At 53.0% G+C, this 24,167-nt stretch carries 29 protein-coding genes and 1 pseudogene; 27 read left to right on the top strand and 3 right to left on the bottom strand.

Annotated elements, in window-relative coordinates; genetic code table 11:
* Nucleotides 1–2 precede the first annotated feature (2 nt).
* The 25 genes from ACYX34_RS00570 to glnA all read left to right on the top strand — a co-directional run bounded on the left by ACYX34_RS00570 (nucleotide 3) and on the right by glnA (nucleotide 20,692).
* Complete coding sequence (locus tag ACYX34_RS00570) at nucleotides 3–659, top strand: adenylate kinase (protein ID WP_462074605.1); 657 nt, start codon at nucleotides 3–5, stop codon at nucleotides 657–659.
* Nucleotides 656–1,414, top strand: coding sequence for a type I methionyl aminopeptidase (gene map / locus ACYX34_RS00565; protein ID WP_462074604.1), 759 nt, complete (start codon nucleotides 656–658; stop codon nucleotides 1,412–1,414). Before ACYX34_RS00570 ends, map begins: the two co-directional genes overlap by 4 nt.
* Before the next feature lie 40 nt (nucleotides 1,415–1,454).
* Nucleotides 1,455–1,673, top strand: a complete 219-nt coding sequence (gene infA / locus ACYX34_RS00560) for a translation initiation factor IF-1 (RefSeq protein ID WP_086425744.1) — start codon at nucleotides 1,455–1,457, stop codon at nucleotides 1,671–1,673.
* 18 nt (nucleotides 1,674–1,691) lie between these two features.
* A complete protein-coding gene (gene rpmJ / locus ACYX34_RS00555) occupies nucleotides 1,692–1,805 on the top strand; it encodes a 50S ribosomal protein L36 (protein WP_086418833.1) in 114 nt (37 codons plus the stop codon).
* Between the two features lie 94 nt (nucleotides 1,806–1,899).
* A complete protein-coding gene (gene rpsM, locus ACYX34_RS00550; RefSeq protein ID WP_462074603.1) occupies nucleotides 1,900–2,298 on the top strand; it encodes a 30S ribosomal protein S13 in 399 nt (132 codons plus the stop codon).
* A gap of 27 nt (nucleotides 2,299–2,325) precedes the next feature.
* A complete protein-coding gene (gene rpsK, locus ACYX34_RS00545; RefSeq protein WP_086425746.1) occupies nucleotides 2,326–2,709 on the top strand; it encodes a 30S ribosomal protein S11 in 384 nt (127 codons plus the stop codon).
* A gap of 89 nt (nucleotides 2,710–2,798) precedes the next feature.
* Nucleotides 2,799–3,425 carry a 30S ribosomal protein S4 gene (rpsD, locus tag ACYX34_RS00540; protein ID WP_462074602.1) on the top strand — a complete coding sequence of 209 codons (627 nt, stop codon included), beginning with the start codon at nucleotides 2,799–2,801 and terminating at the stop codon, nucleotides 3,423–3,425.
* 75 nt (nucleotides 3,426–3,500) lie between these two features.
* Nucleotides 3,501–4,502 (top strand): DNA-directed RNA polymerase subunit alpha, encoded by a 1,002-nt coding sequence (locus tag ACYX34_RS00535; RefSeq protein WP_462074601.1) that lies wholly within the window; start codon nucleotides 3,501–3,503, stop codon nucleotides 4,500–4,502.
* A 24-nt stretch (nucleotides 4,503–4,526) separates the two neighbouring features.
* Nucleotides 4,527–4,958 (top strand): 50S ribosomal protein L17, encoded by a 432-nt coding sequence (gene rplQ / locus ACYX34_RS00530; RefSeq protein WP_462074600.1) that lies wholly within the window; start codon nucleotides 4,527–4,529, stop codon nucleotides 4,956–4,958.
* Between the two features lie 149 nt (nucleotides 4,959–5,107).
* The gene (lptC, locus tag ACYX34_RS00525) at nucleotides 5,108–5,698 is read left to right on the top strand and encodes an LPS export ABC transporter periplasmic protein LptC (RefSeq protein ID WP_462074599.1); all 591 of its coding nucleotides are present in this window, start codon (nucleotides 5,108–5,110) and stop codon (nucleotides 5,696–5,698) included.
* The gene (locus tag ACYX34_RS00520) at nucleotides 5,667–6,278 is read left to right on the top strand and encodes an LptA/OstA family protein (RefSeq protein WP_462074598.1); all 612 of its coding nucleotides are present in this window, start codon (nucleotides 5,667–5,669) and stop codon (nucleotides 6,276–6,278) included. Before lptC ends, ACYX34_RS00520 begins: the two co-directional genes overlap by 32 nt.
* A 26-nt stretch (nucleotides 6,279–6,304) precedes the next feature.
* Nucleotides 6,305–7,057 (top strand): LPS export ABC transporter ATP-binding protein, encoded by a 753-nt coding sequence (lptB, locus tag ACYX34_RS00515; RefSeq protein WP_462074620.1) that lies wholly within the window; start codon nucleotides 6,305–6,307, stop codon nucleotides 7,055–7,057.
* Between the two features lie 18 nt (nucleotides 7,058–7,075).
* Nucleotides 7,076–8,581 carry an RNA polymerase factor sigma-54 gene (gene rpoN, locus ACYX34_RS00510; protein WP_462074597.1) on the top strand — a complete coding sequence of 502 codons (1,506 nt, stop codon included), beginning with the start codon at nucleotides 7,076–7,078 and terminating at the stop codon, nucleotides 8,579–8,581.
* Nucleotides 8,582–8,623: 42 nt separating this feature from the next.
* Nucleotides 8,624–8,947, top strand: coding sequence for a ribosome hibernation-promoting factor, HPF/YfiA family (gene hpf, locus ACYX34_RS00505; protein ID WP_462074596.1), 324 nt, complete (start codon nucleotides 8,624–8,626; stop codon nucleotides 8,945–8,947).
* Nucleotides 8,948–9,139: 192 nt separating this feature from the next.
* Nucleotides 9,140–10,006 (top strand): RNase adapter RapZ, encoded by an 867-nt coding sequence (rapZ, locus tag ACYX34_RS00500; protein ID WP_462074595.1) that lies wholly within the window; start codon nucleotides 9,140–9,142, stop codon nucleotides 10,004–10,006.
* A 115-nt stretch (nucleotides 10,007–10,121) separates the two neighbouring features.
* On the top strand, nucleotides 10,122–10,364 hold the full coding sequence (locus ACYX34_RS00495; protein ID WP_462074594.1) for a MerR family transcriptional regulator: 243 nt from the start codon (nucleotides 10,122–10,124) through the stop codon (nucleotides 10,362–10,364).
* Nucleotides 10,365–10,378: 14 nt separating this feature from the next.
* The gene (pilM, locus tag ACYX34_RS00490; RefSeq protein ID WP_462074593.1) at nucleotides 10,379–11,485 is read left to right on the top strand and encodes a type IV pilus assembly protein PilM; all 1,107 of its coding nucleotides are present in this window, start codon (nucleotides 10,379–10,381) and stop codon (nucleotides 11,483–11,485) included.
* Nucleotides 11,482–12,036 carry a PilN domain-containing protein gene (locus ACYX34_RS00485; protein ID WP_462074592.1) on the top strand — a complete coding sequence of 185 codons (555 nt, stop codon included), beginning with the start codon at nucleotides 11,482–11,484 and terminating at the stop codon, nucleotides 12,034–12,036. The genes pilM and ACYX34_RS00485 overlap by 4 nt, the downstream gene beginning before the upstream one ends.
* Nucleotides 12,037–12,038: 2 nt before the next feature.
* Nucleotides 12,039–12,683, top strand: coding sequence for a type IV pilus inner membrane component PilO (locus ACYX34_RS00480; RefSeq protein WP_462074591.1), 645 nt, complete (start codon nucleotides 12,039–12,041; stop codon nucleotides 12,681–12,683).
* Between the two features lie 14 nt (nucleotides 12,684–12,697).
* Nucleotides 12,698–13,330: a pilus assembly protein PilP gene (locus ACYX34_RS00475; protein ID WP_462074590.1), complete on the top strand. Its 633-nt coding sequence runs from the start codon at nucleotides 12,698–12,700 to the stop codon at nucleotides 13,328–13,330.
* Entirely contained in the window at nucleotides 13,327–15,306 is a 1,980-nt protein-coding gene (pilQ, locus tag ACYX34_RS00470) for a type IV pilus secretin PilQ (RefSeq protein WP_462074589.1), read from the top strand. Before ACYX34_RS00475 ends, pilQ begins: the two co-directional genes overlap by 4 nt.
* Nucleotides 15,307–15,533: 227 nt before the next feature.
* Nucleotides 15,534–16,652 carry a 3-dehydroquinate synthase gene (gene aroB / locus ACYX34_RS00465; protein WP_462074588.1) on the top strand — a complete coding sequence of 373 codons (1,119 nt, stop codon included), beginning with the start codon at nucleotides 15,534–15,536 and terminating at the stop codon, nucleotides 16,650–16,652.
* Nucleotides 16,653–16,746: 94 nt separating this feature from the next.
* Nucleotides 16,747–18,516, top strand: coding sequence for an NAD+ synthase (locus ACYX34_RS00460; RefSeq protein WP_462074587.1), 1,770 nt, complete (start codon nucleotides 16,747–16,749; stop codon nucleotides 18,514–18,516).
* Nucleotides 18,517–18,884: 368 nt separating this feature from the next.
* On the top strand, nucleotides 18,885–19,223 hold the full coding sequence (locus ACYX34_RS00455) for a P-II family nitrogen regulator (protein WP_462074586.1): 339 nt from the start codon (nucleotides 18,885–18,887) through the stop codon (nucleotides 19,221–19,223).
* 59 nt (nucleotides 19,224–19,282) lie between these two features.
* Nucleotides 19,283–20,692: a type I glutamate--ammonia ligase gene (gene glnA, locus ACYX34_RS00450; RefSeq protein ID WP_462074585.1), complete on the top strand. Its 1,410-nt coding sequence runs from the start codon at nucleotides 19,283–19,285 to the stop codon at nucleotides 20,690–20,692.
* Between the two features lie 47 nt (nucleotides 20,693–20,739).
* Here the strand turns inward: glnA and ACYX34_RS00445 are convergent, their stop codons facing one another.
* The gene (locus tag ACYX34_RS00445) at nucleotides 20,740–21,129 is read right to left on the bottom strand and encodes a surface-adhesin E family protein (protein ID WP_462074584.1); all 390 of its coding nucleotides are present in this window, start codon (nucleotides 21,127–21,129) and stop codon (nucleotides 20,740–20,742) included.
* Between the two features lie 189 nt (nucleotides 21,130–21,318).
* Here ACYX34_RS00445 and ACYX34_RS00440 point away from each other — a divergent pair, with 189 nt between their 5' ends.
* Both ACYX34_RS00440 and ACYX34_RS00435 read left to right on the top strand, forming a co-directional pair.
* On the top strand, nucleotides 21,319–22,080 hold the full coding sequence (locus tag ACYX34_RS00440) for a CBS domain-containing protein (protein ID WP_462074583.1): 762 nt from the start codon (nucleotides 21,319–21,321) through the stop codon (nucleotides 22,078–22,080).
* 473 nt (nucleotides 22,081–22,553) lie between these two features.
* Complete coding sequence (locus ACYX34_RS00435) at nucleotides 22,554–23,090, top strand: hypothetical protein (RefSeq protein WP_462074582.1); 537 nt, start codon at nucleotides 22,554–22,556, stop codon at nucleotides 23,088–23,090.
* A gap of 511 nt (nucleotides 23,091–23,601) precedes the next feature.
* Here the strand turns inward: ACYX34_RS00435 and ACYX34_RS00430 are convergent.
* Together ACYX34_RS00430 and ACYX34_RS00425 are read right to left on the bottom strand one after the other, a co-directional pair.
* Nucleotides 23,602–23,763 (bottom strand): hypothetical protein, encoded by a 162-nt coding sequence (locus ACYX34_RS00430; protein WP_462074581.1) that lies wholly within the window; start codon nucleotides 23,761–23,763, stop codon nucleotides 23,602–23,604.
* A 40-nt stretch (nucleotides 23,764–23,803) separates the two neighbouring features.
* Nucleotides 23,804–24,167: pseudogene (locus ACYX34_RS00425) on the bottom strand (hypothetical protein); the annotation flags it as partial.

Raw genomic sequence — 24,167 nt, 5'->3', positions numbered from 1 at the left:
TTATGAGGGTTGTCTTTCTTGGGGCTCCGGGTGTTGGTAAGGGCACACAGGCAGAGAAAATAGTTAGTCAGTACCAGATCGCCAAAATTTCAACCGGTGATTTGCTCAGAGCCGCCGTTCGTAATAGGACTCCGCTAGGCGTAGAAGCTAAAGGACATATGGATCAGGGGCGCCTTGTTCCCGATTCTGTGGTTATTGGGTTAGTGAAGGAAAAGCTTGCGGAGTTATCAAAGCCCAAAGGGTTTATTCTTGATGGATTCCCCAGGACGGTTCCTCAAGCTGAAGCTCTCTCGGATGTGCTGAAAGCAGAGGAGATTCAGCTCGATCGAGTTATTAATTTTAAGGTTTCGCGGGAAGAGATTGTTAAGCGCTTGAGTGGGCGCCGCAGCTGTCCAAAGTGTCAGGCTACCTATCACGTAGATTTTGCTCCTCCGAGGAATGGTGTCGCTTGCGATCGATGTGGCGAAACCTTGGTGCAGCGAAGTGACGATCAGCAAGAGGCGGTTGAGATGCGTCTCAAAGTGTATGAGGAGCAGACTGCTCCATTGATCAGTTTTTATGAGCAGCGGCAGTTATTGTCCCATCTCAATGGCGCTGAAGCGGTCGAGGTTGTCTATCAGGAACTTGTACGCACCCTGTCGGTTTACCGGACGGCATGATCATTCTGAAAACGCCAGCCGAAATCGAGGTCATGGCGACGGCTTCACGGGTGGTGGCTGAGGCATTGGATGTCGTCAAAGAGGCTGTCTGCCCCGGTATTAGTACTGAGGAGCTCGATTCAATCGCTGAAAAGGAAATTCGAGCTCGGGGTGCAATTCCAGCATTTAAAGGGTATAGGAACTATCCCAAGACGCTTTGTGCTTCTGTGAATGAGCAGGTGGTTCACGGTATTCCATCGAGGCGTAAGCTGAAAGATGGAGATATCATCGGGTTAGATCTTGGAGCGATCGTTGGCGGATTCTACGGTGATTCTGCCGTGACCGTATCAGTTGGTCGGATTCTTCCGGAAATAGAAAAGCTGGTGCAGGTGACAAGAGACGCGCTCTATCTTGGAATCCAGCAAGCGATTGTCGGAAATCGTTTAACGGATATTTCCCATGCAGTGCAATCTCATGTCGAGGCAGCTGGGTATTCGGTCGTCACGGAGTTCGTGGGCCACGGCATTGGACGACAGTTACACGAAGAACCTCAAGTTCCTAACTACGGGAAGGCCGGACAAGGGCCACGCTTGCAGTCTGGAATGGTTTTGGCGATCGAGCCGATGGTGAATATGGGGCGAAGTGCCGTTCGTATCCTCGATGATCGATGGACGGCAGTCACGGTGGATGGGAGTTTGTCGGCGCACTTTGAGCATACGATTGCCATACAGTCGGCCGGCGCGCCTCGTATCTTGAGCCAATTGAAGAAACTCTAGGCGACCGTTATTAAGTTATTAAGAAGGTACAGCCACGGATATGGCAAAAGAAGATATCATTGAAGTTCAAGGTTCAGTGGCTGAGACGCTTCCCAATGCTATGTTTCGAGTCAAGCTTGAAAATGGCCATGTCATCCTGGCTCATATTTCTGGGAAAATGCGTATGCATTTCATTCGCATTCTGCCTGGTGACAAGGTTACGGTGGAGATGTCTCCGTACGATTTGACCAGGGGTCGAATCACCTATCGATTTAAGTAACGGGAGTTGAGGATTGTTATGAAGGTCAAGTCGTCAGTGAAGCCGATTTGTGCAAAATGTAAGGTGGTACGTCGTCGCGGTGTCGTGCGTATTCTCTGTAAGAACCCGCGACATAAGCAGCGACAAGGATAGCAGTGGCGTGGTGAGGCTGAGTTCTGAACATGTCGAGTCGGGAGAGCGGTGTTAGCCGGTTGGCTCGCACCTGATGCTCGTATCTGGAGGAAGAATGGCACGTATTGCTGGTGTCGATTTACCGAGGAATAAACGAACGGATATCGGGCTGACGTATATTTACGGGATCGGGCGGACCTCAGCTCAGCAGATCCTTGCCGAAGCCGGTATTGATGGAGCCGTTCGTGTGAAGGATTTGAGCGAAGACAAGATTGTCAAATTGAGAGAAATCATTGAACGTGATTATCGAGTCGAGGGTGATCTTAGGAAAGAGGTGTCGCTCAATATCAAGCGGTTGGTTGACACCGGGACTTACCGAGGCCTGCGACATCGAAAAGGTTTGCCTGTTCGAGGTCAGCGGACCAAGACCAATGCGAGAACCAGAAAAGGACGTCGGGCCGGTGTGAGTAGCAAACCAAGATCGACTGCAGCTAAACCAGGGCCTCGTGCGTAAGCTGCTCCACCATCGAGAGGAGAGAGTATGAGTGTGAAAAAGGGTAAGAAGAAAGAGCGCCGGATCGTTCAGAGTGGAGTGGCTCATGTTCAGGCGTCGTTCAATAATACCATTGTGACCATTACCGATATGAGCGGGAATACGGTAGTCTGGGCGAGTGCCGGGAATCAAGGGTTTAAAGGTTCGCGGAAGAGTACACCGTTTGCCGCTCAACGTGCCGGAGAGGCGGCAGCAAGAAAAGCGATGGAAAGCGGTATGCGCCAGGTCGATGTCTATGTAAATGGGCCTGGTTCTGGGCGAGAGTCGGCGATTCGGTCTTTACAGGGAGCAGGGTTGCGGATCAACCTGATTCGTGACGTCACGCCGATTCCGCATAATGGGTGCCGTCCACCCAAGCGACGTCGAGTCTAATTCATGCGAGCGAATGAGTCGTAGGGGTTCGAGGTCTTAGGTGACACGGTAGTCAACGACTCGGGCAGCTCTTTTCCGAGGAGGCATCAGTGGCAAAGTATCGTGGTCCAGTCTGTCGGTTGTGTCGGCGCGAAGGAGAAAAGCTCTTTCTGAAGGGCACGCGCTGCATGACGGAAAAATGTGCGATTGAACGTCGGAGCTATCCCCCCGGGCAACATGGACAGGGGCGCCAACGAACATCCGACTATAGCTTGCAGCTTCGCGAGAAGCAAAAGCTTCGTCGGATTTATGGACTTCAGGAGTGTCAATTTCGGGGCGTATTCGAACGTGCCGAACGGCAGACTGGAGTCACGGGAGACGCTTTATTACGTCTCCTTGAATGCCGGCTGGATAATGTGGCCTATCGTCTTGGATTTGGCGCTTCGCGTAAACAGGCCCGTCAGCTGGTTAGCCATGGTCACTTCACACTGAATGGCAAAAAGATTACAGTGGCCGGGGCTTTGGTGAAGCCGGGTGATGTGATAGAGGTTCGAGAGCGGAGTCGAGATCTGCTGGCAATTCAGGCAGCATTGGAGTCTGTTGATAGCCGTGGAATTCCAGAATGGCTGGAGTTGGATCGTGGGGCGTTCAAAGGGATTATCCGGGCGCTTCCTGCTAAGGACCAGATTACGTTGCCAGTGAACGAACAGATGGTCGTTGAATTATACTCTCGATAGCCCACTGGTCTGGGTGTTGGTCGGTCAGGTGAAGCTGTCAATGTGTTTGTCACTCGATGGTATGGAGGGTGGGTCATGATCAAAGCGATGAAGGACTTTCAGGTCCCAATGCGGGTGGAAGTCGACAAGGATACACAGTCCCCCACATTCGGGCGCTTCACAACGGAGGCGTTTGAACGGGGGTTCGGTACCACGATTGGTAATGCCCTCCGTCGCATTTTGTTGTCGTCGCTTACGGGTGCTGCGGTGACCACCGTGAAAATCGAGGGGGTTGTTCATGAGTTCTCAACAATCTCCGGCGTGACGGAAGATGTCACGGCAATTATCTTAAACATTAAGAGCCTACGCTTGGCACTCCATACGGACAAACCCAAAACCATTCGTTTGAAAAAGAAGGGACCTGGCGAAGCGAAGGGCTCGGATGTTCTTCACGATGCTGAGGTGAGTATTCTAACCCCTGATTTGCATATTGCGACTCTCGACAAGGATGCCACGTTGGATATTGAGATGACTGTCAAGCACGGACGTGGGTATGTCCCAGCGGAACGTAACAAGGAAGAAGGGTTGCCGATTGGCGTGATTGCCATTGACTCAGTGTTTTCTCCGATCAAGCGGGTAAATTTTCATGTGGAAAATGCGCGCGTCGGACGTATGACCGACTATGACAAGCTGGCGATGGAAATCTGGACTGACGGTACGATTAGTCCAAGAGATGCACTTTCCACAGCTGCGGGGATCTTACGCGAGCACCTGGATATCTTCATCAACCCAGAAGAGCGCAACGAAGGGAAGAGCGAGGTAGGGTATGAGGAATCTCATCGGGAAGTGAACAAGAATCTTTCGCGTAGTGTCAATGAATTAGAGTTGTCTGTTCGGGCCGCCAATTGTCTGAAGAATGCAAATATCAAAACCATCGCCGATCTTGTCCAAAAGTCTGAAGGGGAGATGTTACGGACGAAGAACTTCGGGAAGAAGTCTCTTAACGAGATCAAGGAAATTCTCTCTGAAATGGGCCTTTCCCTAGGGACGAAGGTTGAGGCGTCGTCTCCACACAACGGAAGTCCGAAATCAGAATGATGATTCTTAGCCAAGGGGAACACCGTGCGACATAGAAAAAAAGGACGACAACTTGGTCGACAGACTAAACACCGAGGGGCCCTTTTCCGAAACTTAGTGACCTCGTTGCTGGATCAAGAGCGTATTGAAACGACAGAGGCAAAAGCCAAGGAAATTAGAGGGTTTACTGACCGCATGATCACGCTTGGGAAGGAGGGGACGCTTCCTGCTCGACGGCGAGCGTTAGGGTTCCTTCGAAGTAAGTCCGTGGTCTCGAAGCTTTTTGGCGACGTTGCTGCACGGTTTAAAGATCGACCGGGTGGATACACTAGAATCATTAAGACTCGTCGTCGTATTGGAGACGCTGCGGAAATGGTGGCTATTGAATTAGTTGCTCGTCAAGAAACCACGGCCCTCAAAAAGTCGCCTGCAAGTCAAGCGCAGGCTTCGCCGACGGGAGCGAGCACGTCTTCCTAGTTCTGGTCAGGCAGAAGCAGCTTCAACAACAAAAGACTCCCGTGCCTCTGTGCATGGGAGTCTTTTTTCTTTTCCAAGGAGGCGTTTACTTGATTGATATCAGATGCTAAGATCGTGCCAGTTGTAGGCAAGGATCCATGATCCTATGCATGGAGAGCCATTCAAATATGTGGGAAATTATCGCGCGCCGGGCTCTTCTTTCCTTGAGTGTACTCCTGACGATATTTCTTGGTTACCTTCTCTTCCGAAATACCGCATCTCCTCCTAGTAGCGGACCCAGCTCATTCAATACCATTGACGAGGCAGATGCGAAACTAGGGGAGTTTACGTTTACCCAGTCCAAAGGGGAGGCTGTTGAGTGGCAGGTGCGAGCCAAGCAGGCGCGTCTCTTCGATCAAGAAAAGCGGGCCGTTTTGCATGAGGTTGTCCTTACCTTTTATGGGGGATCAGGGGATGAGGTGACAGTTCAAGGTGAAGAGGGTACCTTTAATACGGCAACAAAAGATTTTGTGTTGGCCAATCATGAATCTCCCATCGTCGTACAAACAAAGAGCGGATACACCATTTATACCAACCGACTGGAATGGGTAGAGGCGGTGCGGGAGATTCGGACGAGTGCTCCGGTTCGGATCGTGGGCCATGGGCTGGAGGTTCGGGGACAAGGGTTGATGGGGCGAATACCGTCGGAAGAGTTTGAGATACTTCAAGATGTCCATGTGGATCTGGTGTCTGCTTCTTAGTGTTGTCTTCTCAGGACCTGCGGCAGCTTCCCCTACCTCTGAGTCTGGGAGTCTGAAGCGGAGCCTAGAGACCCCTGGTGTGCCGACGACCATCACATCTAATCGGATGACGGTACGGAATCAGGATAGCCAGGCTGTTTTTGAGGGAATGGTGGTGCTCACTCGAGGCTCGTTGGTTGTGCACTCTGATAGGATGGTGGTGTCCTTCCAGTCAAAGGGCTCTGATGGTGGGTCATCAGTACGGAAGGGGTCTGAGCAGAGTGAATCCGCTGCACCCTCATCCCTGTCTCCGTCAGGCCATTCAGGATCAACGATGTCGAGTCGCTCGGTGAACCGTGTGGATGCGATTGGGGAGACGCGTGCTGTAAAAATCAAATATGAAAATGGCAATGCCACCTGTCAAAAGGCCGTGTATTTCGCGGATGGTGAGAAAGTTGTGTTGACAGGCGAGCCTGTTGCTTGGGAGAAGGGGACGCGTGTCAGCGGAAAGCAGATCACTATTTATTTGACGGAAGAGCGAAGTGTCGTTGAGGGAGGATCCCATATCCGCATTGAAGGCGAAGGGCAGAATGGACAATGACTTCCAGCGTTGAGGAAGCACCAAAGATGCGAGCGAGCAGCGTGGCACGAGAAGGCGGTGTATCACTCCGAGCGAATGGATTAGTGAAAAGCTTTCGTGGGCGAAAGGTCGTCAAAGGCGTCGCCATCGAGGTCTTTGCAGGTGAAGTCGTGGGCCTTCTTGGGCCAAATGGAGCCGGGAAGACAACGATCTTCGACATGATGGTCGGATTATGTCAGCCGGATGAAGGAGAGATTACCTTCAAAGGTGAATCCGTTACGAATCTACCGATGTACAAACGGGCGCGTAAGGGTATCGGGTATCTGCCGCAAGAGTCGTCCGTGTTTCGTCGCCTCTCGGTGGAAGATAATGTCCTGGCCATTCTGGAAATGCTGGGATATGCTCGTCAAGAGCGAAATGAACGGGTCGATGCCCTGCTTCAGGAACTGGATCTGGGACACATTCGAACGAGCATGGCGTATGCCCTTTCCGGAGGTGAACGACGGCGATTGGAGATTACGCGTGCACTGGCGGCCACTCCGTCCTTTATGTTGCTAGATGAGCCGTTTGCTGGAATTGACCCGATCGCGGTAGCGGACATTCAGCAGATCATCACACGGCTTAAAGTCAAAGGGATTGGTATTTTGATTACCGATCATAATGTCCAGGAAACGCTCTCCATCGTCGATCGAGCGTATATTATCAATGAGGGCGTGATTTTAGAATCGGGTTCCCCTGATGCGATTGTGCAGAGCGAAACGGCCAGAGCGGTGTATCTTGGAGAACAGTTTAGATTGTAGGAAAGTAGGCGGTCGCCCATGAAACTGCGTCTTGATCTGAAGCTCAGTCAAAAATTAATCATGACGCCCCAGTTGCAGCAGGCCATTAAACTGTTGCAGCTGTCGCGCCTTGAATTACAGCAGAGCCTGACACAGCACCTCTTAGAGAACCCTCTGCTTGACGAGGTTCAATCTGACGTAGAAGAGGCTGAGTCATCGGTCACTGAGGGAAAGGGTGAAGAAATCGATGGCGTGGCCGAGCCGGAACAGAGTGTTCAGGATGAATCACGGGAAGAGCGAGGGTCGCCGGAAGAGTTTTCCGCCTCAGGCTGGGAAGAGTACTTTGGGAGAGATCGGCGAGGTGGGGATGCCGAATATGCTTCCGCTCAGGATGACCTGCCGTCCTACGAACAGACTGTGGCCAAGCCCACTTCGCTGGAGGAACATCTGCTCTGGCAGTTATCATTATCGACACTCACCGATCAAGAGAAAACAATCGGACGTCTGATTATTGGAAATCTTGAAGACGACGGGTATCTGCGCATTTCGCTGGCTGAAGTTATTGCTGGAACAGGGTTTGAGGAGTCGGAGGCGGAGTCTGTCCTGAAGGACATTCAAACCTTCGATCCAACAGGAGTTGCTGCCAGGGATCTTCCAGAGTGCCTTCTCTTGCAATTGCGACATTTGGGTCGTAACCCCTTCGGGTCCCTTGGGGCACCTCCTGGAGCGCTCAAGACCTCAGTGATTGAAGCCATTGTGCTCCATCACTTGAAGGATTTGGAAAAGAGGCAGTATGCCAAAATTGCTAGGGCTCTGAACGTCACTGTAGAAGATGTCTTTCATGCCACCAAGGTGATCGGAGAGCTTGAGCCGAAACCTGGGCGACCGTTCATCAATACTCAGAACTACGTCATTGTGCCAGACGTATTTGTCGTCAAGAATGATGGCGAGTGGGTTGTACTGCTAAACGATGACGGGTTGCCACGCATGAGAATCAGCCCGTATTACAAGCAGCTCATTTCGTCGGGGCAGAGTGGTGCGCCTGAAACGAAGGCGTACATGGATGAAAAAATGAGGGCCGCACAGTGGGTAATTCGAAGCATCGAGCAACGCAATAGAACGATTGTCAAAGTGGTCTCGAGCATCGTTAAGTTTCAGGAGGAGTTTTTTGAACATGGAGTACAGTATCTCAAGCCGTTAGTCTTGAAACAGGTGGCTGAAGATATTGGGATGCATGAATCTACGATCAGCCGAGTGACGGCCAATAAATACATGTACTGTCCACAAGGCATGTTGGAGCTGAAGTTCTTCTTCAATGCCGGGCTCCAGCGGGCAGACGAACCGTCCGGCATGCACTCTTCGGTGTCGGTGCGAGATATGATCAAGACCATGGTGGCTCAAGAGGATGCCAAGCGGCCATTGAAAGATGAGGAGATTGCGGCCAGGCTCTTTAGTCAAGGTGTGCGTATTGCACGGAGGACGGTCGCCAAATATCGGGCAGAGTTGAATATTGCTTCAGCAAGCCAGCGGAAACAGTTTTTTTGATGATGGGGCATTGCATCAGGCTGGAATAAATTGGAGGTAGGGATGACATTAAAAATCACAAGCCGTCACATGGACATGACGCCAGCGCTGAGAAGTTATGTGGAGACTCGATTTGCTCGGCTGGATCGCTACGGGTTAAAGGTTGGGTCATTACAGGTCATATTGGGAGTGGAAAAGCTTCAGCATAAGGCGGAGGTTACCGGTGTTGTGAGTGGCAAGCAAGTGCAAGCGAAGATTACAACACCCGAGATGTATGCCACCATTGATGCACTGGTTGATCGTATTGATGCACAGTTTCGAAAATTGAAGGAGCGGCTTGTTAGTCATAAGCCCGACAAACCAAAGCGGCGAACCGTAGCTCGTTGAGATGGGGCGTTTGTGAGCGGTGCGGTAGGGAGACTGGATTTTTTACGTGTGGCATATAGTGGAGGGGCCAAGCGCTGTGTATCGAAGGACTCGGCGGGTGCTGCCTGGCCACAAGTAGCGACGGTCTGAGCTGCTGTCGTTCGTGGATTGCGATCCGGTAATCAGGGGATTCAGCAAGACGAGCGGAGTCTCATGGCGCGACTTAATCTGGTCATCATCAGTGGATTATCAGGGTCTGGAAAATCCTATGCGTTAAAGGCGTTCGAGGACGCCGGGTATTTCTGTATTGATAACCTTCCTCCTGCCCTCCTCCCGACCTTCGTCGATCTTTGCCATCAGCAACATAGTGAGATTGCAAACGTCGCGCTCGGTGTCGATGTACGAGAGCGAGGGTTTTTTGCAGATTTCGTAGGGATTCTTGAGCGGATCAGAACTCTTGGTCATGCGGTGCAGGTGCTTTTTCTTGAGGCTCGGGAAGAGGTCCTCATCCGGCGCTTCTCTGAATCTCGGCGACCCCATCCCCTCTTGCCACATCGACCGGTTGGGGAAGGAATTCGATTTGAGAAGGAGCGGATCGCTGAGGTCCGACGACAGGCGGATCGGATCATCGACACATCCGATCTCACAGTGCACGAGCTCGGTGACCTGCTTGGAAAGGAGTTTTTACAGGACTCCTCCGATCGACGACTCACTATATCCTTTTTGACTTTCGGGTATAAATTCGGGGTCCCGTACGATATTGATTTGTTGTTCGATGTGCGCTTCCTGAAAAACCCATTCTTTGTACCAGATCTCAAGCCGCTGTCTGGTGAGGACGCGCAGGTCCGCAATTTTGTTTTGACGGACTCTGAAGCTATTGTATTCATCGAGCATGTTGACGGACTTCTGAAGTTTCTCCTGCCACTGTATCAGCGTGAGCGGCGCAGCTATCTCACAATTGCAATCGGATGTACCGGTGGACGCCATCGCTCAGTGGCGATTGCAGGACATCTCCGTGCGCGATTTGCTGCGCTGGGTTTCCAAGTGGGTCTCAAGCATAGAGATATCAATAAAGCTTAGGCTCGTTAGGGTATTAGGCCGATCAGCTTCCTGCCCGGACGTCACTTCCAGCTGTTTTCTTGACAGGTTGAGCATATTGACTATACTTGCCTTTGTGGGAAGTAAGGGTAGAGTAATGGGTGTAAATACGAAAGTGATTGAGCGTACGGATAATAAAGGTATCGGAAAAGAAGCTGAGGGAATCAAGGCTATTCAGGTGTGCCAGTTGTTCGATATTTCTAAGGCCACTCTGTTCCGGTGGGAACGAGAAGGGGTTATTGCACGTCCAGCACGCGACTGGCGGAATTGGCGACTCTACACACGAAAGAATGTGGATGAAATCGAGAAAGTCATTTGCGGTAGAAAACGTGCCGTGTAAAGTTCAGGTGACGCATGTTGAGTTCACTGAAAAAACTCGTTGAAACGGACCTTATCTCAATGATGACCCCCCGCCGGCAGCTTGTGGGGCTTGATATTGGATCAAGTGCGATCAAGATCGCGCAGCTCAAGGAAAGTAAGGGGCGGTACTCTCTTCAGAAGTTCGGTGTGAAGCCACTTGAACCGGAAGTGATTGTTGATGGAACAGTGATGGATGAGGGACGTGTCGTCTCAGCCATTCAAGAACTCTTTGAGGAGGCCAGCGTCAAGAATAAATATGTTGCCATCTCTATTTCAGGTCATGCTGTCATTGTAAAAAAGATCAGTCTCCCGCCAATGCCTGACGAAGAGCTTGAAGGCCAAGTAAAATTGGCGGCTGAGCAATATATTCCATTTGATATCAACGAGGTTAACATCGATTTTCATGTATTGCCTCCAGACCCATCGAGCGATGACCAGGGAGATATGGCGGTGATCCTTGTCGCGGCCAAAAAGGACAAAATCAGTGAGTTGACTGAGCTTGTCAAGACAGCTGGGCTTATCCCGATGGTCATGGATGTCGATGCGTTTGCGATCGAAAACATGCATGGAATCAACTATCCTCTGGCACAGGAAGAAACGACCGCTTTGGTCAATCTAGGTGCAAGTGTGATGAATGTGAATATTACACGTGCGGGGTTTTCTCTATTTACCAGAGATATTCCGCTGGGTGGGAATAGGTATACCGAAGCGATCCAACGGGAGATGGGATTGTCGTTCGAAGAAGCGGAGGAAAGTAAGAAGAGAGATGGAGGTGGTGAAGCTGGCGGGATGTCCGTCGGTAGCGTGCTGGACAGTGTGAATGCGGAAGTGGCTTCCGAGATTGCACGAACCGTGGATTACTTTAAAACTTCTGGTCCCAATGCCGACCTGAATCGGGTCCTGGTGTGCGGCGGTGTCGCAAACGCGAAAGGGCTGATTCAGCAGCTGAGCGATCGGATGCAAGTGCCTGTAGAAATGGCTGATCCCTTCGCCGAGATTGACACTGCTGGGTGTGAAATAGATCCCGGCCTTCTTGCGGAGCTTGCGCCATCCGCGGCCGTCAGTGTCGGATTAGCCTTACGCGCGGTGGGTGACCGATGATACGGATTAACCTGCTTCCTGGCGGACCGAAAGGGCGCCAGGCAAAGCCCCAGTATGATGTTCGGGCCCAAGTACTGCTTGGCGTGGGGATGGTCGTGGTGACGTTGGCCGGTTGTTGGTGGTATTCCACCGCGCTGGATAGTGAGCTGGAGGCGAGGCAAGAGGAGAAACAGACAAAGGAAAAGCAAGTTGCTCAATTGAAGGAGCAGGTTAAACAAGTTCAGGATTTTGAACAGAAGAAGAAACTGCTTGAGGACAAGAATCGGATCATTGACCAACTTGAGCAGTCAAGAATGGGGCCGGTCAAGGTGCTCGACCATGTCAGCCAAAGCCTAGAGCCGCTCAAGGTATGGCTGACCAAGCTGGGGGTCACGTCAGAAACGGTCGAGTTGGAAGGGAAGGCGTTAACCAACGACGACGTCGTGGAATTCGTAAACAACTTGCGTCGAACGGATTATTTTACCAGTATCAACCTACAGGAAAGTAAGGCTGCTGTGGAGAATAAGATCAACGTTTATCAATTTCGGTTGGTGTTTCGCTTAAAGGGGTAAGTATGGAATTGCCTCGACTTAACCTTGACGCGCTCCGCAGTGTTCCTGCTTCCCAAAAGATGGCTCTCTTGCTGCTCGTGATCGGCGGCATGATTGCCGGGTTTTATTTCTATATTGTGCAGCCGAAATCGGAGAGTATTGCGGCGCTCGAGTCGGAGAACACCAGGTTGGAGGGTGAGATTCAGACCTTGACGATCAAGGTGAAGCATCTTGATGAGCTTGTCGCAGCAAATAAGCAGTTAGAAATCGAATTAGCCAAGAAGAAAGAGCGTCTTCCCCCTGAAGAAGAAGCCATTATGTTGCTCAAGCAGGTTTCTGATCTTGGGGTACGACTAGGTCTGGACATCAAGCTATGGCGTCCTGGAGCGCAGGCCGAAGATCCGTCGAAGCTGTTTGTCAAAATGCCTGTCAGTGTGGAAGTCGCGGGCGTATATCACATCGCCGGGCTATTCTTTGATCGCATTAATCGACTACCCCGGATTATCACGGTGTCGGGGCTCAAGATGGGTTCTCCCAAAATGGAACAGGGACGAATCGTTTCTCAAACAACATTCGACCTCATTGCCTACGCCGCTCCACAGGAAAAACCAGTTTCTGGAACAGCGCAGTCGGTGCAGGCATCAAAAGTGGTACGCGCTGGTAAATAGGGGATGCCGAACTGATGTATGGTTTAGAGTTTGAGCAAGGTCAGCGGGAAATACGGCGGTATGTGCAAGTCGCCGGCGTCTGTGCGGTTTGTTGGTGGAGTGTGATTCTGGGGAGTGGGTATGTCCAAGCCGAATCCTCTCCCATTCCTGGGCATATCGCGCCAATGAGACACGACTCCATTAAGGCACCTTCCGCGTCAGAGGTTCCACCTCAGACTCCTGCCGCAGTGGAAACGCCATTCTCGACTGGGAATGGTCAGGTCCCATCCCAATTGCCAGTAGGTGAGGGAATGACCGGGGCGGGGTATGACCCTTCTGGTCGTCGTGATCCGTTTGCCCCCGTTATCCAGGAGCTTCAGGTAGGGAAAGCGGATAGCACACTTCCCCCGTTACAACGGGTAACGCTGACAGAGCTGAACCTGATTGCCATTGTATGGGGGGCCTACGGATACACGGCAATGGTGCAGACACCTGAAGGACATGGGTATACCGTTCGAAGGGGGACGCGGATCGGTCAGAACAATGGAGTGGTCAGTGCGGTGACCGAACGCGGCATCATCGTTCAGGAGCGATTTACGGATGTGTATGGCAAAAAGCAGGAACGGGAGCATGTGAAGCTCCTACATCCCAAAGAGGGCTCAGAATGAAACCATTATTCTCCGGCATCAATAGTATCTTTACGGCGAGAGGTTTTCTTGCACCCTGTGGGCTGGCTTTTGCTGGTTGGATCGCGGCCTGGGAAATACCTGCTCTTGCGGACGAGATTCATGGGAGCAAGTCAAATGATGTGACGTCAGCTGAACGCTCTTCCCTGCGCTATCTCGCACAGACGCTGACTTCGATCGAGGTTCACCCAGAGTCGGACCACGTGACGGTTGTCATTGCTGGGGATGGACAATTATTCCCGGAGCCCAACTTTTTGGATGAATCAAGGCTTGTTATTGATCTCCCGGCTGTGTCGTCTACGCTTCGGCGCTCTGTGGTGCAAGCCGACCATTATCTGCTCAAAAAGATCCGAGTGGGCCATCATGCCGACAAGGTTCGATTGGTATTTGATGTGCCGGAACGGCCGAGCTATTCTCTGATACGTGATGAGAATAAGGTGGTCATTACCTTGAAGCCGAGCGAGCGGCGAGCTCGGCATATGGTTGTTAGCCAGCTCGAGAGGAAGGGACCGTCAGGTGTCTTTCTGAAAAGCCGCACGGGTTCATTTGAGTCAGCAGATCGTGTGGTGAAGCGGACAGTCCATAGTGTAACTCCAATTCAGACTCAATTCAAAATACAACGAGTGCAGATGGGAGGAGAGGCCGTATCTGCCGAAAAAGATGAGCGGCCTGATGATCTCGTGGTTGGGCAAACGCGGTATGTGGGGCGTCGCATTTCTCTCGATTTTCAACAAGCGGATATCACGAATATTCTCCGATTGATTGCAGAGGTCAGCGGTTTCAATATCGTGGTTGGTGAAGGGGTTAAGTCAAAAGTCACCATGAAGCTGGTGAGTGTGCCCTGGGATCAGGCCCTGGAAATGCTGTTAAAGATGAATGGACTCGGTATGATCCGGCAGGGGAGCATTGTGTGGGTTGATTCATTGGCGAACATTGCCAGGCAGCAAGATGAAGAGGCACGGGCTAAAGACTCGAAGACTAAGGCGGAGGAATTAGTTGACCGGGTCTTTTATGTCAGGAATCTCCAGGCACAAGAGTTGATGACCTCATTGCGACAGAACTTGAGCCCACGTGGCATCATGCAGTTTAATGCAGGAAGTAACGCGTTGATCGTGCGAGATACGGAAACAAAACTTGGAGTCATTCGACAGCTCGTCGAAGGGCTTGATCTGGAAGTGCCGCAAGTTCAGATCGAAGCGCGCATTGTTCAGGCTGATACGGTCTATGCCCGTGGGCTGGGGATTCAGTGGGGGTTCCAGGCTGGGAATCGCACACCCACGGATTTCTTCTCACTCTCGAATCTGGGTGGCCCGTTTGGACAGATCGCCGGAACAGGCAGCAGCACGATTGATCGAACCTTCTTGGTCAATTTACCGGCTCAAGTCGGTGGGCTACCGGCTGTGCCGTCGATTGGATGGACCTTTGGAAAACTTGGCGGAGACTTTGCCTTAGACATGCGGCTATCGGCCGGGGAACTATTGGGGCTGAGCAAGGTAATCGCGGCTCCCAAGATCACCACGCTGGATAAGCGAGAAGCCAAAATCTCCCAGGGCGAATCGATTCCCTTCCAGACCACGTCATTACAGGGAACTCAAACGACGTTTGTTGATGCCAACTTGGAGCTGAATGTCACTCCTCAAATCACTTCACGAGATCCGAAGGAAGAATCGAAGCGGATTCTTATGCGGGTACGGGCGACTCGCAATGCTGTCGGCGCACGAAGTAATCCGGCCGGCCCGAGCATCGACCGACGAGAAGCGACGACGCAGGTGATTGTCAGAGATGGAGAAACCATGGTGATCGGTGGCGTCTTCGTCGATACACAGGGGAACAACGTGCAGGGGGTTCCCTATCTTTCCCGTATGCCGGTGTTAGGCTGGTTGTTCAAGAACAAGTCCGAGACGGTGTCCAAGCAAGAGCTGCTCATCTTTCTGACGCCGAGCATTATCAAGACCTAATGGTGGTCACAGTTCCCTGGTTGGCGAAGGCCTGTCAATGCGTTGCTGCATCGGCAGGCCTTCGCGTTTGGAGCAACAGGATTACGGTGTTCTACCAAAGGGTGAGCATTCCGGACGGAATGTGCCTGTCTTTTTAGTTCACCGATGCTGTGGTACCATGCCGCCCAGAGCTTTGAGCCGAGCGTCTCGATCACGTTCTTCAGCATTGAGGGCAGTGAGGTTACCCTATGAATTCTGTGCCAACGGTTACGGTGTCTCTAGCTGATCGGAGCTACGAGATTGCCATCCAAGCCGGGCTTTTGGAGAAACTCGGGAGAGAAATGAAGCGCTACGGGCTGAAGGGAAAGGTCGGGATTGTCACGGACCGACATGTTGCGCAGCGCTATCTGAAGAAGATCGTCGAGGCGGCCAAACAGTCTGGACTTGAGCCGGTCTCGATCATTCTTGCTCCTGGAGAACGGTCCAAGACGTTACAAACGGTCGAGCACATTTTGAATGCGTTGGCCCGACATCGGTTCGAACGGTCGTCGTACCTCTTGGCCTTGGGAGGTGGAGTGGTCGGAGATCTGGCCGGATTTGCAGCCTCCATCTACCAGCGAGGAATTCCATATATTCAAGTGCCGACGACGCTTGTGGCGCAAGTGGATTCGAGCGTTGGAGGAAAGACCGGTGTCGACCATCGACTGGGGAAGAACCTGATAGGGTCATTCTATCAGCCGAGAGCCGTATGGATTGATCCTCTGACCTTGCATACGTTACCCACACGGGAGTGGGTTGCCGGGCTGGCCGAAGTGATCAAGTATGGGATCATTGCGGATGAATCGTTTTTTTCGTATCTGAAACGGAAGATGCCCGCTTTGAAAAAACAGAGTCCTCATGTTGTGACCAGTGTGGTGAAACGGTCCTGCGAGATCAAAGCCGAGGTGGTGGCGACGGATGAGCGGGAGTCCGATCGGAGGAGAATTCTCAACTATGGCCATACAATCGGGCATGCGCTTGAAGCGTTGGGTGGGTACAAATCGCTGGTGCATGGAGAAGCCGTTGGGATTGGATTGGTGCAAGAGGCGGATCTCGCCTGCTTCCAAGGTTTATGCGCCCACGAGGTTGTCAAAGCCATTCGGCGGATGGTGACTGAAGCAGGGTTACGTGACCGTATGCCACCTGCGTCCCCGACGAAAATCTGGAAGGCCATGCTTCACGACAAAAAGGTGTCGGCTGGACAGGTGATTGGAGTGTGGCCGACACGTATCGGAGAGGTTCGGATGGCTCCGCTAGGCAAAGCGGTGTTCGATCGATGGTATGCCGAGTCACATGTAGTCTCGGCCAACGTCTCTGCGTTGTCGTGATGGCTGATCAAGCGGTATCCTGGCCCTGGCAGGATCTCTTCTTTTATCCGTCAGCGAGATTCTACCGTACCATTGTCCGTTGACTTGGAGTGGAATGAAGACATTACGTATTGCCATGGCACAAATGAATCCGACTGTCGGAGATCTGAACGGGAATGTTCGTCGGATTCTGAGTTGGCTCCGTGAGGCCCAAAAAGCCAAGGTCGACCTGGTGGCTTTCCCTGAAATGGCGATTACGGGGTATCATCCGGAAGACCTTCTGCTGAAACCATGGTTTTTGAATGAAAATAGACAGGCCTTGCAAGAAATCATTCCTGCCTGTCGCGGGCTGGTGGCCGTCGTGGGCTTTGTGGAGCAAGAGGAGAAGCGCGACGCGAACTCATTGCTCCGCGTAGCTGATCACGGTGTCCTCTACAATGCAGCGGCGTTGATTGCTGATCGAAAGTTGGTCGGAAGCTATCGCAAGCAGGTTCTGGTGAACCACGGGATCTTCAATGACAGTCGGTATTTCCAGCCAGGGCAACGACTCTCGTTACTCCGTGTCCATGGAGTACTGATCGGTGTGACTCTCTGTGAAGACCTAGAGTGTTCGAAAGGCCTTATCCGCAGGCAGGCCGAAGTTGGAGCTGAAGTCATCGTCAATATCAACGCCTCACCTTTTCATCGTGTGAAAAGCCGTTCGAGAGAGCAGTTCTTGGCAGCTCGCGCGCGAGAAAATAGGGTGATTGTCACCTATACAAACATGGTCGGCGGTCAGGATGAGCTGGTATTCGATGGGAACAGCGTGATGTTCGACAGATCCGGAACGGTTCTGGCTCGCGGTGCTGCGTTTCGAGAAGAGTTGGTGGTGGCCGATGTGAATCTGGATGTCGTTTCGTCCGGGCGTTCGACTCAGAGTCGGAAGGTTCGGGGCGCTGCAACCACCGAGACTGATAGTGATCGAATTTCGGTGAGGATGCCCACAAAACAGAAGACGCGGCCTCCAATCGAACGGAAAAAGACGAACCCGATGGAGGACATTGAAGAGATCTATTGGGCCTTGGTCATGGCGGTTCAGGACTATGTGAGGAAGAATGACTTTCCTCGGGTGGTGCTTGGGTTAAGCGGGGGGATTGATTCCGCATTAACAGCGGTAATTGCGGTGGATGCGCTTGGAGCTGATCGAGTGCGGGGGGTCTTTCTGCCGTCTCCCTACACATCGCAGGAGAGTGAGGCCGATGTCAGAGAGCTGGTACGGCGTTTGGGGATCACCTTGAGTGTCATCTCGATTACCCCTACGTTTGAATCCTATCGTCGCACGCTCGCTCCAATGTTCGGTGATCGACAAGCCGATGCGGCAGAGGAAAACCTCCAAGCGCGTATTCGCGGGACTCTGCTCATGGCTGTGTCGAACAAGTTTGGTGATCTGGTGCTGACGACCGGGAACAAGAGCGAGCTAAGCGTCGGGTATGCCACGCTCTATGGCGACATGGCCGGTGGTTTTGCCGTCATCAAAGATGTGCCGAAGACGATGGTCTACGCCCTGGCAACATTTCGGAACGGCCGGGATCCCTCGCCTGTGATCCCAAGACGGACGCTGGATCGGCCTCCAAGCGCCGAGTTGCGACCGAACCAAAAGGATGAGGATTCTTTGCCCCCCTACTCTATCCTCGATCCCATTCTCCAGGCCTATGTTGAAGAGGATCGCTCTCCTGATGACATCATCAAAGCCGGATTCGATCGCGCTACGGTTGATCAGGTCGTCAAGATGGTTGATCGCAGCGAGTTCAAGCGCCATCAGGCACCTCTCGGCGTCAAGATTACGCCTCGCGCACTCGGTAAGGATCGACGGATGCCCATTACCAACGGATATCGGATGTCATAGCGGTTTCCTCCTGCTCTTGCTGCCTTGTGTCCGCGCACCTTCCATGCGGGTGCGGATTGGGTGAGGGCTCCTTCACTGGGGGGCGAGCGTTTTCCCACTGGAGGTCTGGAGCCCCTACCACTTGATCCAGTCTGGGCCTCGACACTGAGAGTCCCAGCGATGGTGCGGCCGTTTCATGATTTCTACATTGAGCGCCAGCCATGGATAGGCTATGATAACCGCCCCAAAGTAAGGACGGTATGGAGACTGGCTACGGGCTTGGTCTGCCAAGCGCTGAGGTCTCTCAACTCGCTGGAGGGCGTTTCCAGAATGGCCCCTTCGGCACCTTGTACGGGGTATGAGTTGGTGGGGTGAAGGAGGACGCTGATATGAAGCTGGTTGAGGCGATCGTCAAGCCGTTCAAGTTGGAAGAAATCAAGGATGCGCTGCTAGAGATCGGCATTCAGGGCATGACGGTTTCTGAAGTCAAGGGATTTGGGCGTCAGAAGGGCCACAAGGAAACCTATCGCGGGCAAGAATATACGATTGAGTTTGTGCCAAAGGTCAAGATCGAGGTTGCGGTAAAGGATGCTCAAGTTTCTCAGGTGATTGAAGCTATCATGACGGCGGCCAAGACCGGCAGTATTGGGGATGGCAAGATTTTTGTGCGAGAGCTGAGTGATGTGGTGCGGATTCGGACTGGAGAAACAGGAGAAACGGCCCTGTGAGGAGAATGAGATCTGAGCGGTGAACGGTCATCGCACGGGATCTCCAAAGGAGGACGGCAATGAACGTGCGTGAGGTCTTGGAGTTCGCGAAGAAGCACAGAGTGCAGATGGTGGACCTGAAGTTCGTCGATCTGCCTGGTGTGTGGCAGCATATGACCATCCCTGTGAGCGAACTGACGGAAACCTTGTTCAAGGACGGATCCGGCCTTGACGGATCGTCGATCCGTGGGTGGAAGGCGATTAACAACAGCGATTTGCTGGTGGTGCCTGATCCGGCAACGGCCTTCTTGGATCCGTTTACGGCGGTGCCCACGCTCAGTTTGACCGGCAATGTGGTAGATCCGATTTCTCGTGAAAACTATGAGCGAGATCCTCGGTTTATCGCACAAAAGGCAGAACGCTATCTCCACAACACCAAAATCGGCGACAATTCATTCTGGGGACCAGAAGCTGAATTCTTCATTTTTGATCATGCGCGTTATGATCAGACGAGCCACAGCGGCTTCTACTATCTCGATTCGGAAGAAGGCGCATGGAACATGGGGCAAGAGGGGATCAACCTCGGGGGGAAGATTCGACATAAGCAAGGATATTTCCCTGTGGCGCCGGCTGATACCCAACAAGATATTCGGAGCGAGATGGTCCTAGAAATGGAAAAGGTCGGCATCGAGGTGGAAAAACACCACCATGAGACGGCCTCGGCAGGCCAAGCCGAGATCGATATTCGTTTTGATTCGCTCCTGCGCACGGCGGATAAGATGATGACGTACAAATACATCGTCAAGAACGTCGCGCGTCGTCATGGGAAGACGGTGACCTTCATGCCCAAGCCGCTGTTTGGCGACGCAGGATCTGGGATGCACACGCACCAGAGCATTTGGAAGGAGGGCAAGCCCCTCTTTGCCGGGAAAGACTATGCCGGGATTTCACAGCTCTGCCTGTATTATATCGGCGGTATCCTCAAGCATGCGCCGGCCCTGGCAGCCTTTACCAATCCGACGACGAACTCCTACAAGCGCATTACGCCGGGATTTGAAGCGCCGGTGCTGTTGGCCTATTCCAGTCGGAACCGATCGGCGGGCGTCCGTATTCCGATGTATTCGCCGAGTCCTAAGGCGAAGCGAATCGAGGTGCGATTTCCAGATCCCTCCTGCAATCCGTATTTGGCATTTTCGGCGATGCTCATGGCGGGGCTGGACGGGATTCAGAACAAGATCAACCCAGGCGAGCCAGCCGAAAAGGATCTGTACGACCTCGATCCGAAGGAAGCGGCCAGCATCCCCACCATGCCAGGGAGCTTGGATGAGGCCATTAATAGTTTGGAGAAAGACTATCAGTTCCTTCTCAAGGGAGAGGTATTTACGGAAGATCTGATCGAAGCGTGGATCGGTTACAAGCGGAGCAAGGAGATTGATCCAATGCGCCTGCGTCCGCATCCGTACGAGTTTTTCATGTATTACGACGTCTGACACACGCCAATCATCGGCATGGGCGGGAGGCTCGGAACGGTCACGCGTTAGGGCTTCCCGCAGGCCGTCTGCGAAAGGGCAAGATTCGCACCCTGGGTGCCGATCGCCTGCCAATTGCCGTTTTCAATGTAGCCGGACCGTGACCGGCCGGAACCCATCTGGCGAGAAAACTCGATGACTTGGAGCGTTCGTACGCGTGCATTGGCACAGTCAAATTCCTTGAGCGTTTTCAGCGACAGAAAGCGTGTGGTGTTGTTCCACTTGAGATCGGTGAGTTGCCAGAGTGTCGCAAGCGCGCCTGTTCGCTGAACCTGTTCAGGGTCAAAGTAGATTGTCTCAAGCCCCGCAGGTTGGTCGTGTTTCTCGAGTGCCACCCATCCCGCAAAGACCGGTCCAGCAAAGCTAATCAGTAGGGTGGTCAGAAACAAATATCTCATGGAGCGGAACCCTTGGCATCAAACGCCTTGTCGAGTGAATGGGAGACGGGACGGACATACGTGGTCTTGGGTAGAAAAAGCAAGAACGAATTTTAAGAAGAGGTCAGTACGCTCGTCCCCGCATCAGGGATTACTTGAGCTGAAGACGCGCGTGCGCTATGCTCTTGGCTCTAACCCAGGAGGGCGCCAATGCCGAAACGAGTTCGCACAGGGTTGACCCGAAGTGACATCCTCGATCGGTATGTCGAACGGTTTAAACAGCAGCTGATCAAATTCCAACCCTTTCTGTCACGCAAGCGAACCTCGGTTTTGATCGAGGATTTCGATGAGTCGGCTGAAGAGCTCATCGGGCAGGTGTTTGGCGCAGCATCGGATGAATCCGAAGCCTACTTCTTTGCAAAGTCCGGTGAATCCGCACTCTTGCCGGAAGAAGCCCAGGAAAATGGGACGCACAATGTCGAGCGTGAGAGCCTCCACCAGCGTCGGCAAGTCCTGGAGAGTTGCCTGGCGGATCTTGAGTTGCGCCGCCGCCTGCAGGCGACGAGGACAGGCAAGGGGCTCGAGCAGATGCTCGTCGAAGACTATATGTCACATGATGTGCGGAGCATCCACAAGAACGCCACGATCAAACAAGCTGGGCAGCTGTTGAACAAGTACAAGGTCGGATCGCTGATCGTGGACGACGGGTCACGATATATCGGCATCGTGACCGATTCAGATCTGACCCGGAAGGCGGTTGCCAAAGGGTTTGATCCAAACACGACGACGGTGGCCACCTGCATGAGTCGATCCATTGTCACTATTGAAGAGGACGAGTCCTTGTCCGAAGCAATGCGGCTCATGAAGAAACAGGGGATTCGACATCTTCCCGTGACTGCCGATGCGACCATGATCGGTGTGCTGTCCCTCTCCGATCTTCTCCGCGCGTTCGACGATCAACGTTCTGCCTAGCAGGATGCGGGAAAAAGCCGCCAGCGGCGTTCTTGCTCTGCCCAGCGGTTCACTGTACGTCACAGGGTACGCTACGTCCCTTCACTCACTGCGGCATTGCCTCACGCTTCGATATACGTAACGGCCACAGGGGGGGGCGATCTGAGTTTTTCGTGGTTGCGGGTGGGGTCTGTGCACTGCATGTGAAGTGGGCTGCATCTGTTCTCTCTGTCCATTCAGGTTCTTCCCCGAGTCATTTCTACGAGCGGGCCGTTTCTGCGGGAGCCTCCCGTTGATTCGCTGATTGATTGGGTATCAGTGTAGCAAAAACAGTCCACTCTGTGGGGAACTCCCTACACCGGTGGTCTGATTCATCTCGGTAAGCCATTGAAATTATGAATAGGCCATGAAATCCATCGAGGCTCCGTTCTTGCTTAAGTAGTCTACGTAGTCATTGAGCTGAAGGTGTTCCACTAATGAACAGAGGTGTCGACATGGATCAACAAATGTCCCCTTGGGAGTTCTATGAACGTGGATTGGTGCTCAAGCAGGTGCGCATGTTCTACCCCGCGATTGAGGATTTTCAAATCGCTGCCGGCGACACTCGCTATGCGGAGAAAGCCTATGTGCAGCTGGCCATGTGCTTAAAAGCCATTGGCCATGACGAAGAGGCGATCGTGGCATTTCGGCAGGCCGCCACGGCGCCGATGGTCTCATCGGTTGAACGATGCCATATTCTCTACCAACTGGGACACACCCTGGAGTCCTTAGGGCGTGATGCGGAGAGCCTGGAGGTCTATGGCTGCATTTGCAACAGTGACCCGGAGTTTCTTGATGTGGCACAGCGGATTCAGCACTTGCGTTCGGGTAAAAATGGACGATTTTCATGGACACGGGGTCGGTGGAAGGCCTGGATGAAAGATGTGACGAGTCGTTGTCAGGCGGTGTTTCTGCATGATCCGACAGTTTTGAGCCAGACAGGCAGATGGGTTGGATCACATGCAGAACAGCCAGCGGGCAGGAGACGGTAGTCACGAACACATGCCGTGATGTCGGCGCGCCGGTCGGTTGATGGAGTCCACCTTCCGTCGAGGGGTTGAGAATGGCGGGTGAGGGAGTTGTGTGCGATCTCCGTTCGTGAGAGTGCTGAGCGGTGAGGTTCCTTAGCCCGTCTGTACGGTGCAGATTTGTACCGTGACGGTTCTAAAAGGCAGGAGCCCAGAGGCCATTGGTCTCCTGAGTGTCCGGGTAACGGTAAGCCGGATCAGCCATGAAGAATTTGGCCTAGCGATTTCTCAAGCGCTCATCTGCAGAATGCAGCGAGAACTTCTGCAGCTCCCTTATACTCTATGAACCTAACCAGACTTCCTTTGCCTGCCTAGGGTGCTAGGGGATTACGCTTTGCCGGTACCGTGGCATTGGCAGGACTCCCTCCAATTCAGCAGTCTCATCAGTGAGGAAAACGATGAGGCAGTTATTCATCCCGATCGGGTACACGGCCCATCTTAATCCTGCCACCTACGGCAGGAAATCAATCCCCTTTCACCCGGCGCCGTAGGCGCGGGAGACCGTCGTATCGGTCACGCCCATATCATTGACACGCAGATCGCTCGTGGTGGGCAGCAGACCCAATCCGTAGAGCTCACAGGCCACATGTCGGGGCGCGGTGATTCGTCGGCGGCCTGTACCGGGCCAGTCATGCACACCGTGCCCATCCCCAATCCAAGCACGAGGACGAAGCGGGTCATCGGGACTCTCCTGTCAGCGTCTGTATCGCTAGGCGTTTGGGTTCATGTGTCAGTACGTAGACCGCGCCGGCGTCGCTGGCGCTGTTGTCAGCCTGGTTGCTGCCCACGCCGGTGGCGTTGCTGTCTTCGCCGCCGGCGCGGACGGCGAGGGTGTCACCGCTGAGGGCGACGGCGTAAAAACCGTCCGCAGGATTGGGGTTGGAGGCTTTGATGTAGGCTTCTTGGGCTAGGTAATTGACGGTGATGGTGTAGGTCTGTGGGCTACTGCCGTCGGTGAGCACGACGGTGATGGTGTTACTGCCTGGCGTGAGGCTGCTGGTATTGACTACCATGGTGGTGTAGCTGGTGGTGCCGGTGTTG

It is taken from the genome of Nitrospira sp. CMX1, from assembly GCF_054902215.1.
Note: the sequence above shows the minus strand (reverse complement) of the source record. Positions and strands in the feature narration are given on the sequence as shown.

Coding starts and splice junctions, on each gene's coding strand:
- ACYX34_RS00570 (WP_462074605.1), top strand. CDS start 3: ATGAGGGTTGTCTTTCTTGGGGCTCCGGGTGTTGGTAAGGGCACACAG.
- map (WP_462074604.1), top strand. CDS start 656: ATGATCATTCTGAAAACGCCAGCCGAAATCGAGGTCATGGCGACGGCT.
- infA (WP_086425744.1), top strand. CDS start 1,455: ATGGCAAAAGAAGATATCATTGAAGTTCAAGGTTCAGTGGCTGAGACG.
- rpmJ (WP_086418833.1), top strand. CDS start 1,692: ATGAAGGTCAAGTCGTCAGTGAAGCCGATTTGTGCAAAATGTAAGGTG.
- rpsM (WP_462074603.1), top strand. CDS start 1,900: ATGGCACGTATTGCTGGTGTCGATTTACCGAGGAATAAACGAACGGAT.
- rpsK (WP_086425746.1), top strand. CDS start 2,326: ATGAGTGTGAAAAAGGGTAAGAAGAAAGAGCGCCGGATCGTTCAGAGT.
- ACYX34_RS00535 (WP_462074601.1), top strand. CDS start 3,501: ATGATCAAAGCGATGAAGGACTTTCAGGTCCCAATGCGGGTGGAAGTC.
- lptC (WP_462074599.1), top strand. CDS start 5,108: ATGGAGAGCCATTCAAATATGTGGGAAATTATCGCGCGCCGGGCTCTT.
- ACYX34_RS00520 (WP_462074598.1), top strand. CDS start 5,667: ATGTCCATGTGGATCTGGTGTCTGCTTCTTAGTGTTGTCTTCTCAGGA.
- lptB (WP_462074620.1), top strand. CDS start 6,305: ATGCGAGCGAGCAGCGTGGCACGAGAAGGCGGTGTATCACTCCGAGCG.
- rpoN (WP_462074597.1), top strand. CDS start 7,076: ATGAAACTGCGTCTTGATCTGAAGCTCAGTCAAAAATTAATCATGACG.
- hpf (WP_462074596.1), top strand. CDS start 8,624: ATGACATTAAAAATCACAAGCCGTCACATGGACATGACGCCAGCGCTG.
- rapZ (WP_462074595.1), top strand. CDS start 9,140: ATGGCGCGACTTAATCTGGTCATCATCAGTGGATTATCAGGGTCTGGA.
- ACYX34_RS00495 (WP_462074594.1), top strand. CDS start 10,122: ATGGGTGTAAATACGAAAGTGATTGAGCGTACGGATAATAAAGGTATC.
- pilM (WP_462074593.1), top strand. CDS start 10,379: ATGTTGAGTTCACTGAAAAAACTCGTTGAAACGGACCTTATCTCAATG.
- ACYX34_RS00485 (WP_462074592.1), top strand. CDS start 11,482: ATGATACGGATTAACCTGCTTCCTGGCGGACCGAAAGGGCGCCAGGCA.
- ACYX34_RS00480 (WP_462074591.1), top strand. CDS start 12,039: ATGGAATTGCCTCGACTTAACCTTGACGCGCTCCGCAGTGTTCCTGCT.
- ACYX34_RS00475 (WP_462074590.1), top strand. CDS start 12,698: ATGTATGGTTTAGAGTTTGAGCAAGGTCAGCGGGAAATACGGCGGTAT.
- pilQ (WP_462074589.1), top strand. CDS start 13,327: ATGAAACCATTATTCTCCGGCATCAATAGTATCTTTACGGCGAGAGGT.
- aroB (WP_462074588.1), top strand. CDS start 15,534: ATGAATTCTGTGCCAACGGTTACGGTGTCTCTAGCTGATCGGAGCTAC.
- ACYX34_RS00460 (WP_462074587.1), top strand. CDS start 16,747: ATGAAGACATTACGTATTGCCATGGCACAAATGAATCCGACTGTCGGA.
- ACYX34_RS00455 (WP_462074586.1), top strand. CDS start 18,885: ATGAAGCTGGTTGAGGCGATCGTCAAGCCGTTCAAGTTGGAAGAAATC.
- glnA (WP_462074585.1), top strand. CDS start 19,283: ATGAACGTGCGTGAGGTCTTGGAGTTCGCGAAGAAGCACAGAGTGCAG.
- ACYX34_RS00445 (WP_462074584.1), bottom strand. CDS start 21,129: ATGAGATATTTGTTTCTGACCACCCTACTGATTAGCTTTGCTGGACCG.
- ACYX34_RS00440 (WP_462074583.1), top strand. CDS start 21,319: ATGCCGAAACGAGTTCGCACAGGGTTGACCCGAAGTGACATCCTCGAT.
- ACYX34_RS00435 (WP_462074582.1), top strand. CDS start 22,554: ATGGATCAACAAATGTCCCCTTGGGAGTTCTATGAACGTGGATTGGTG.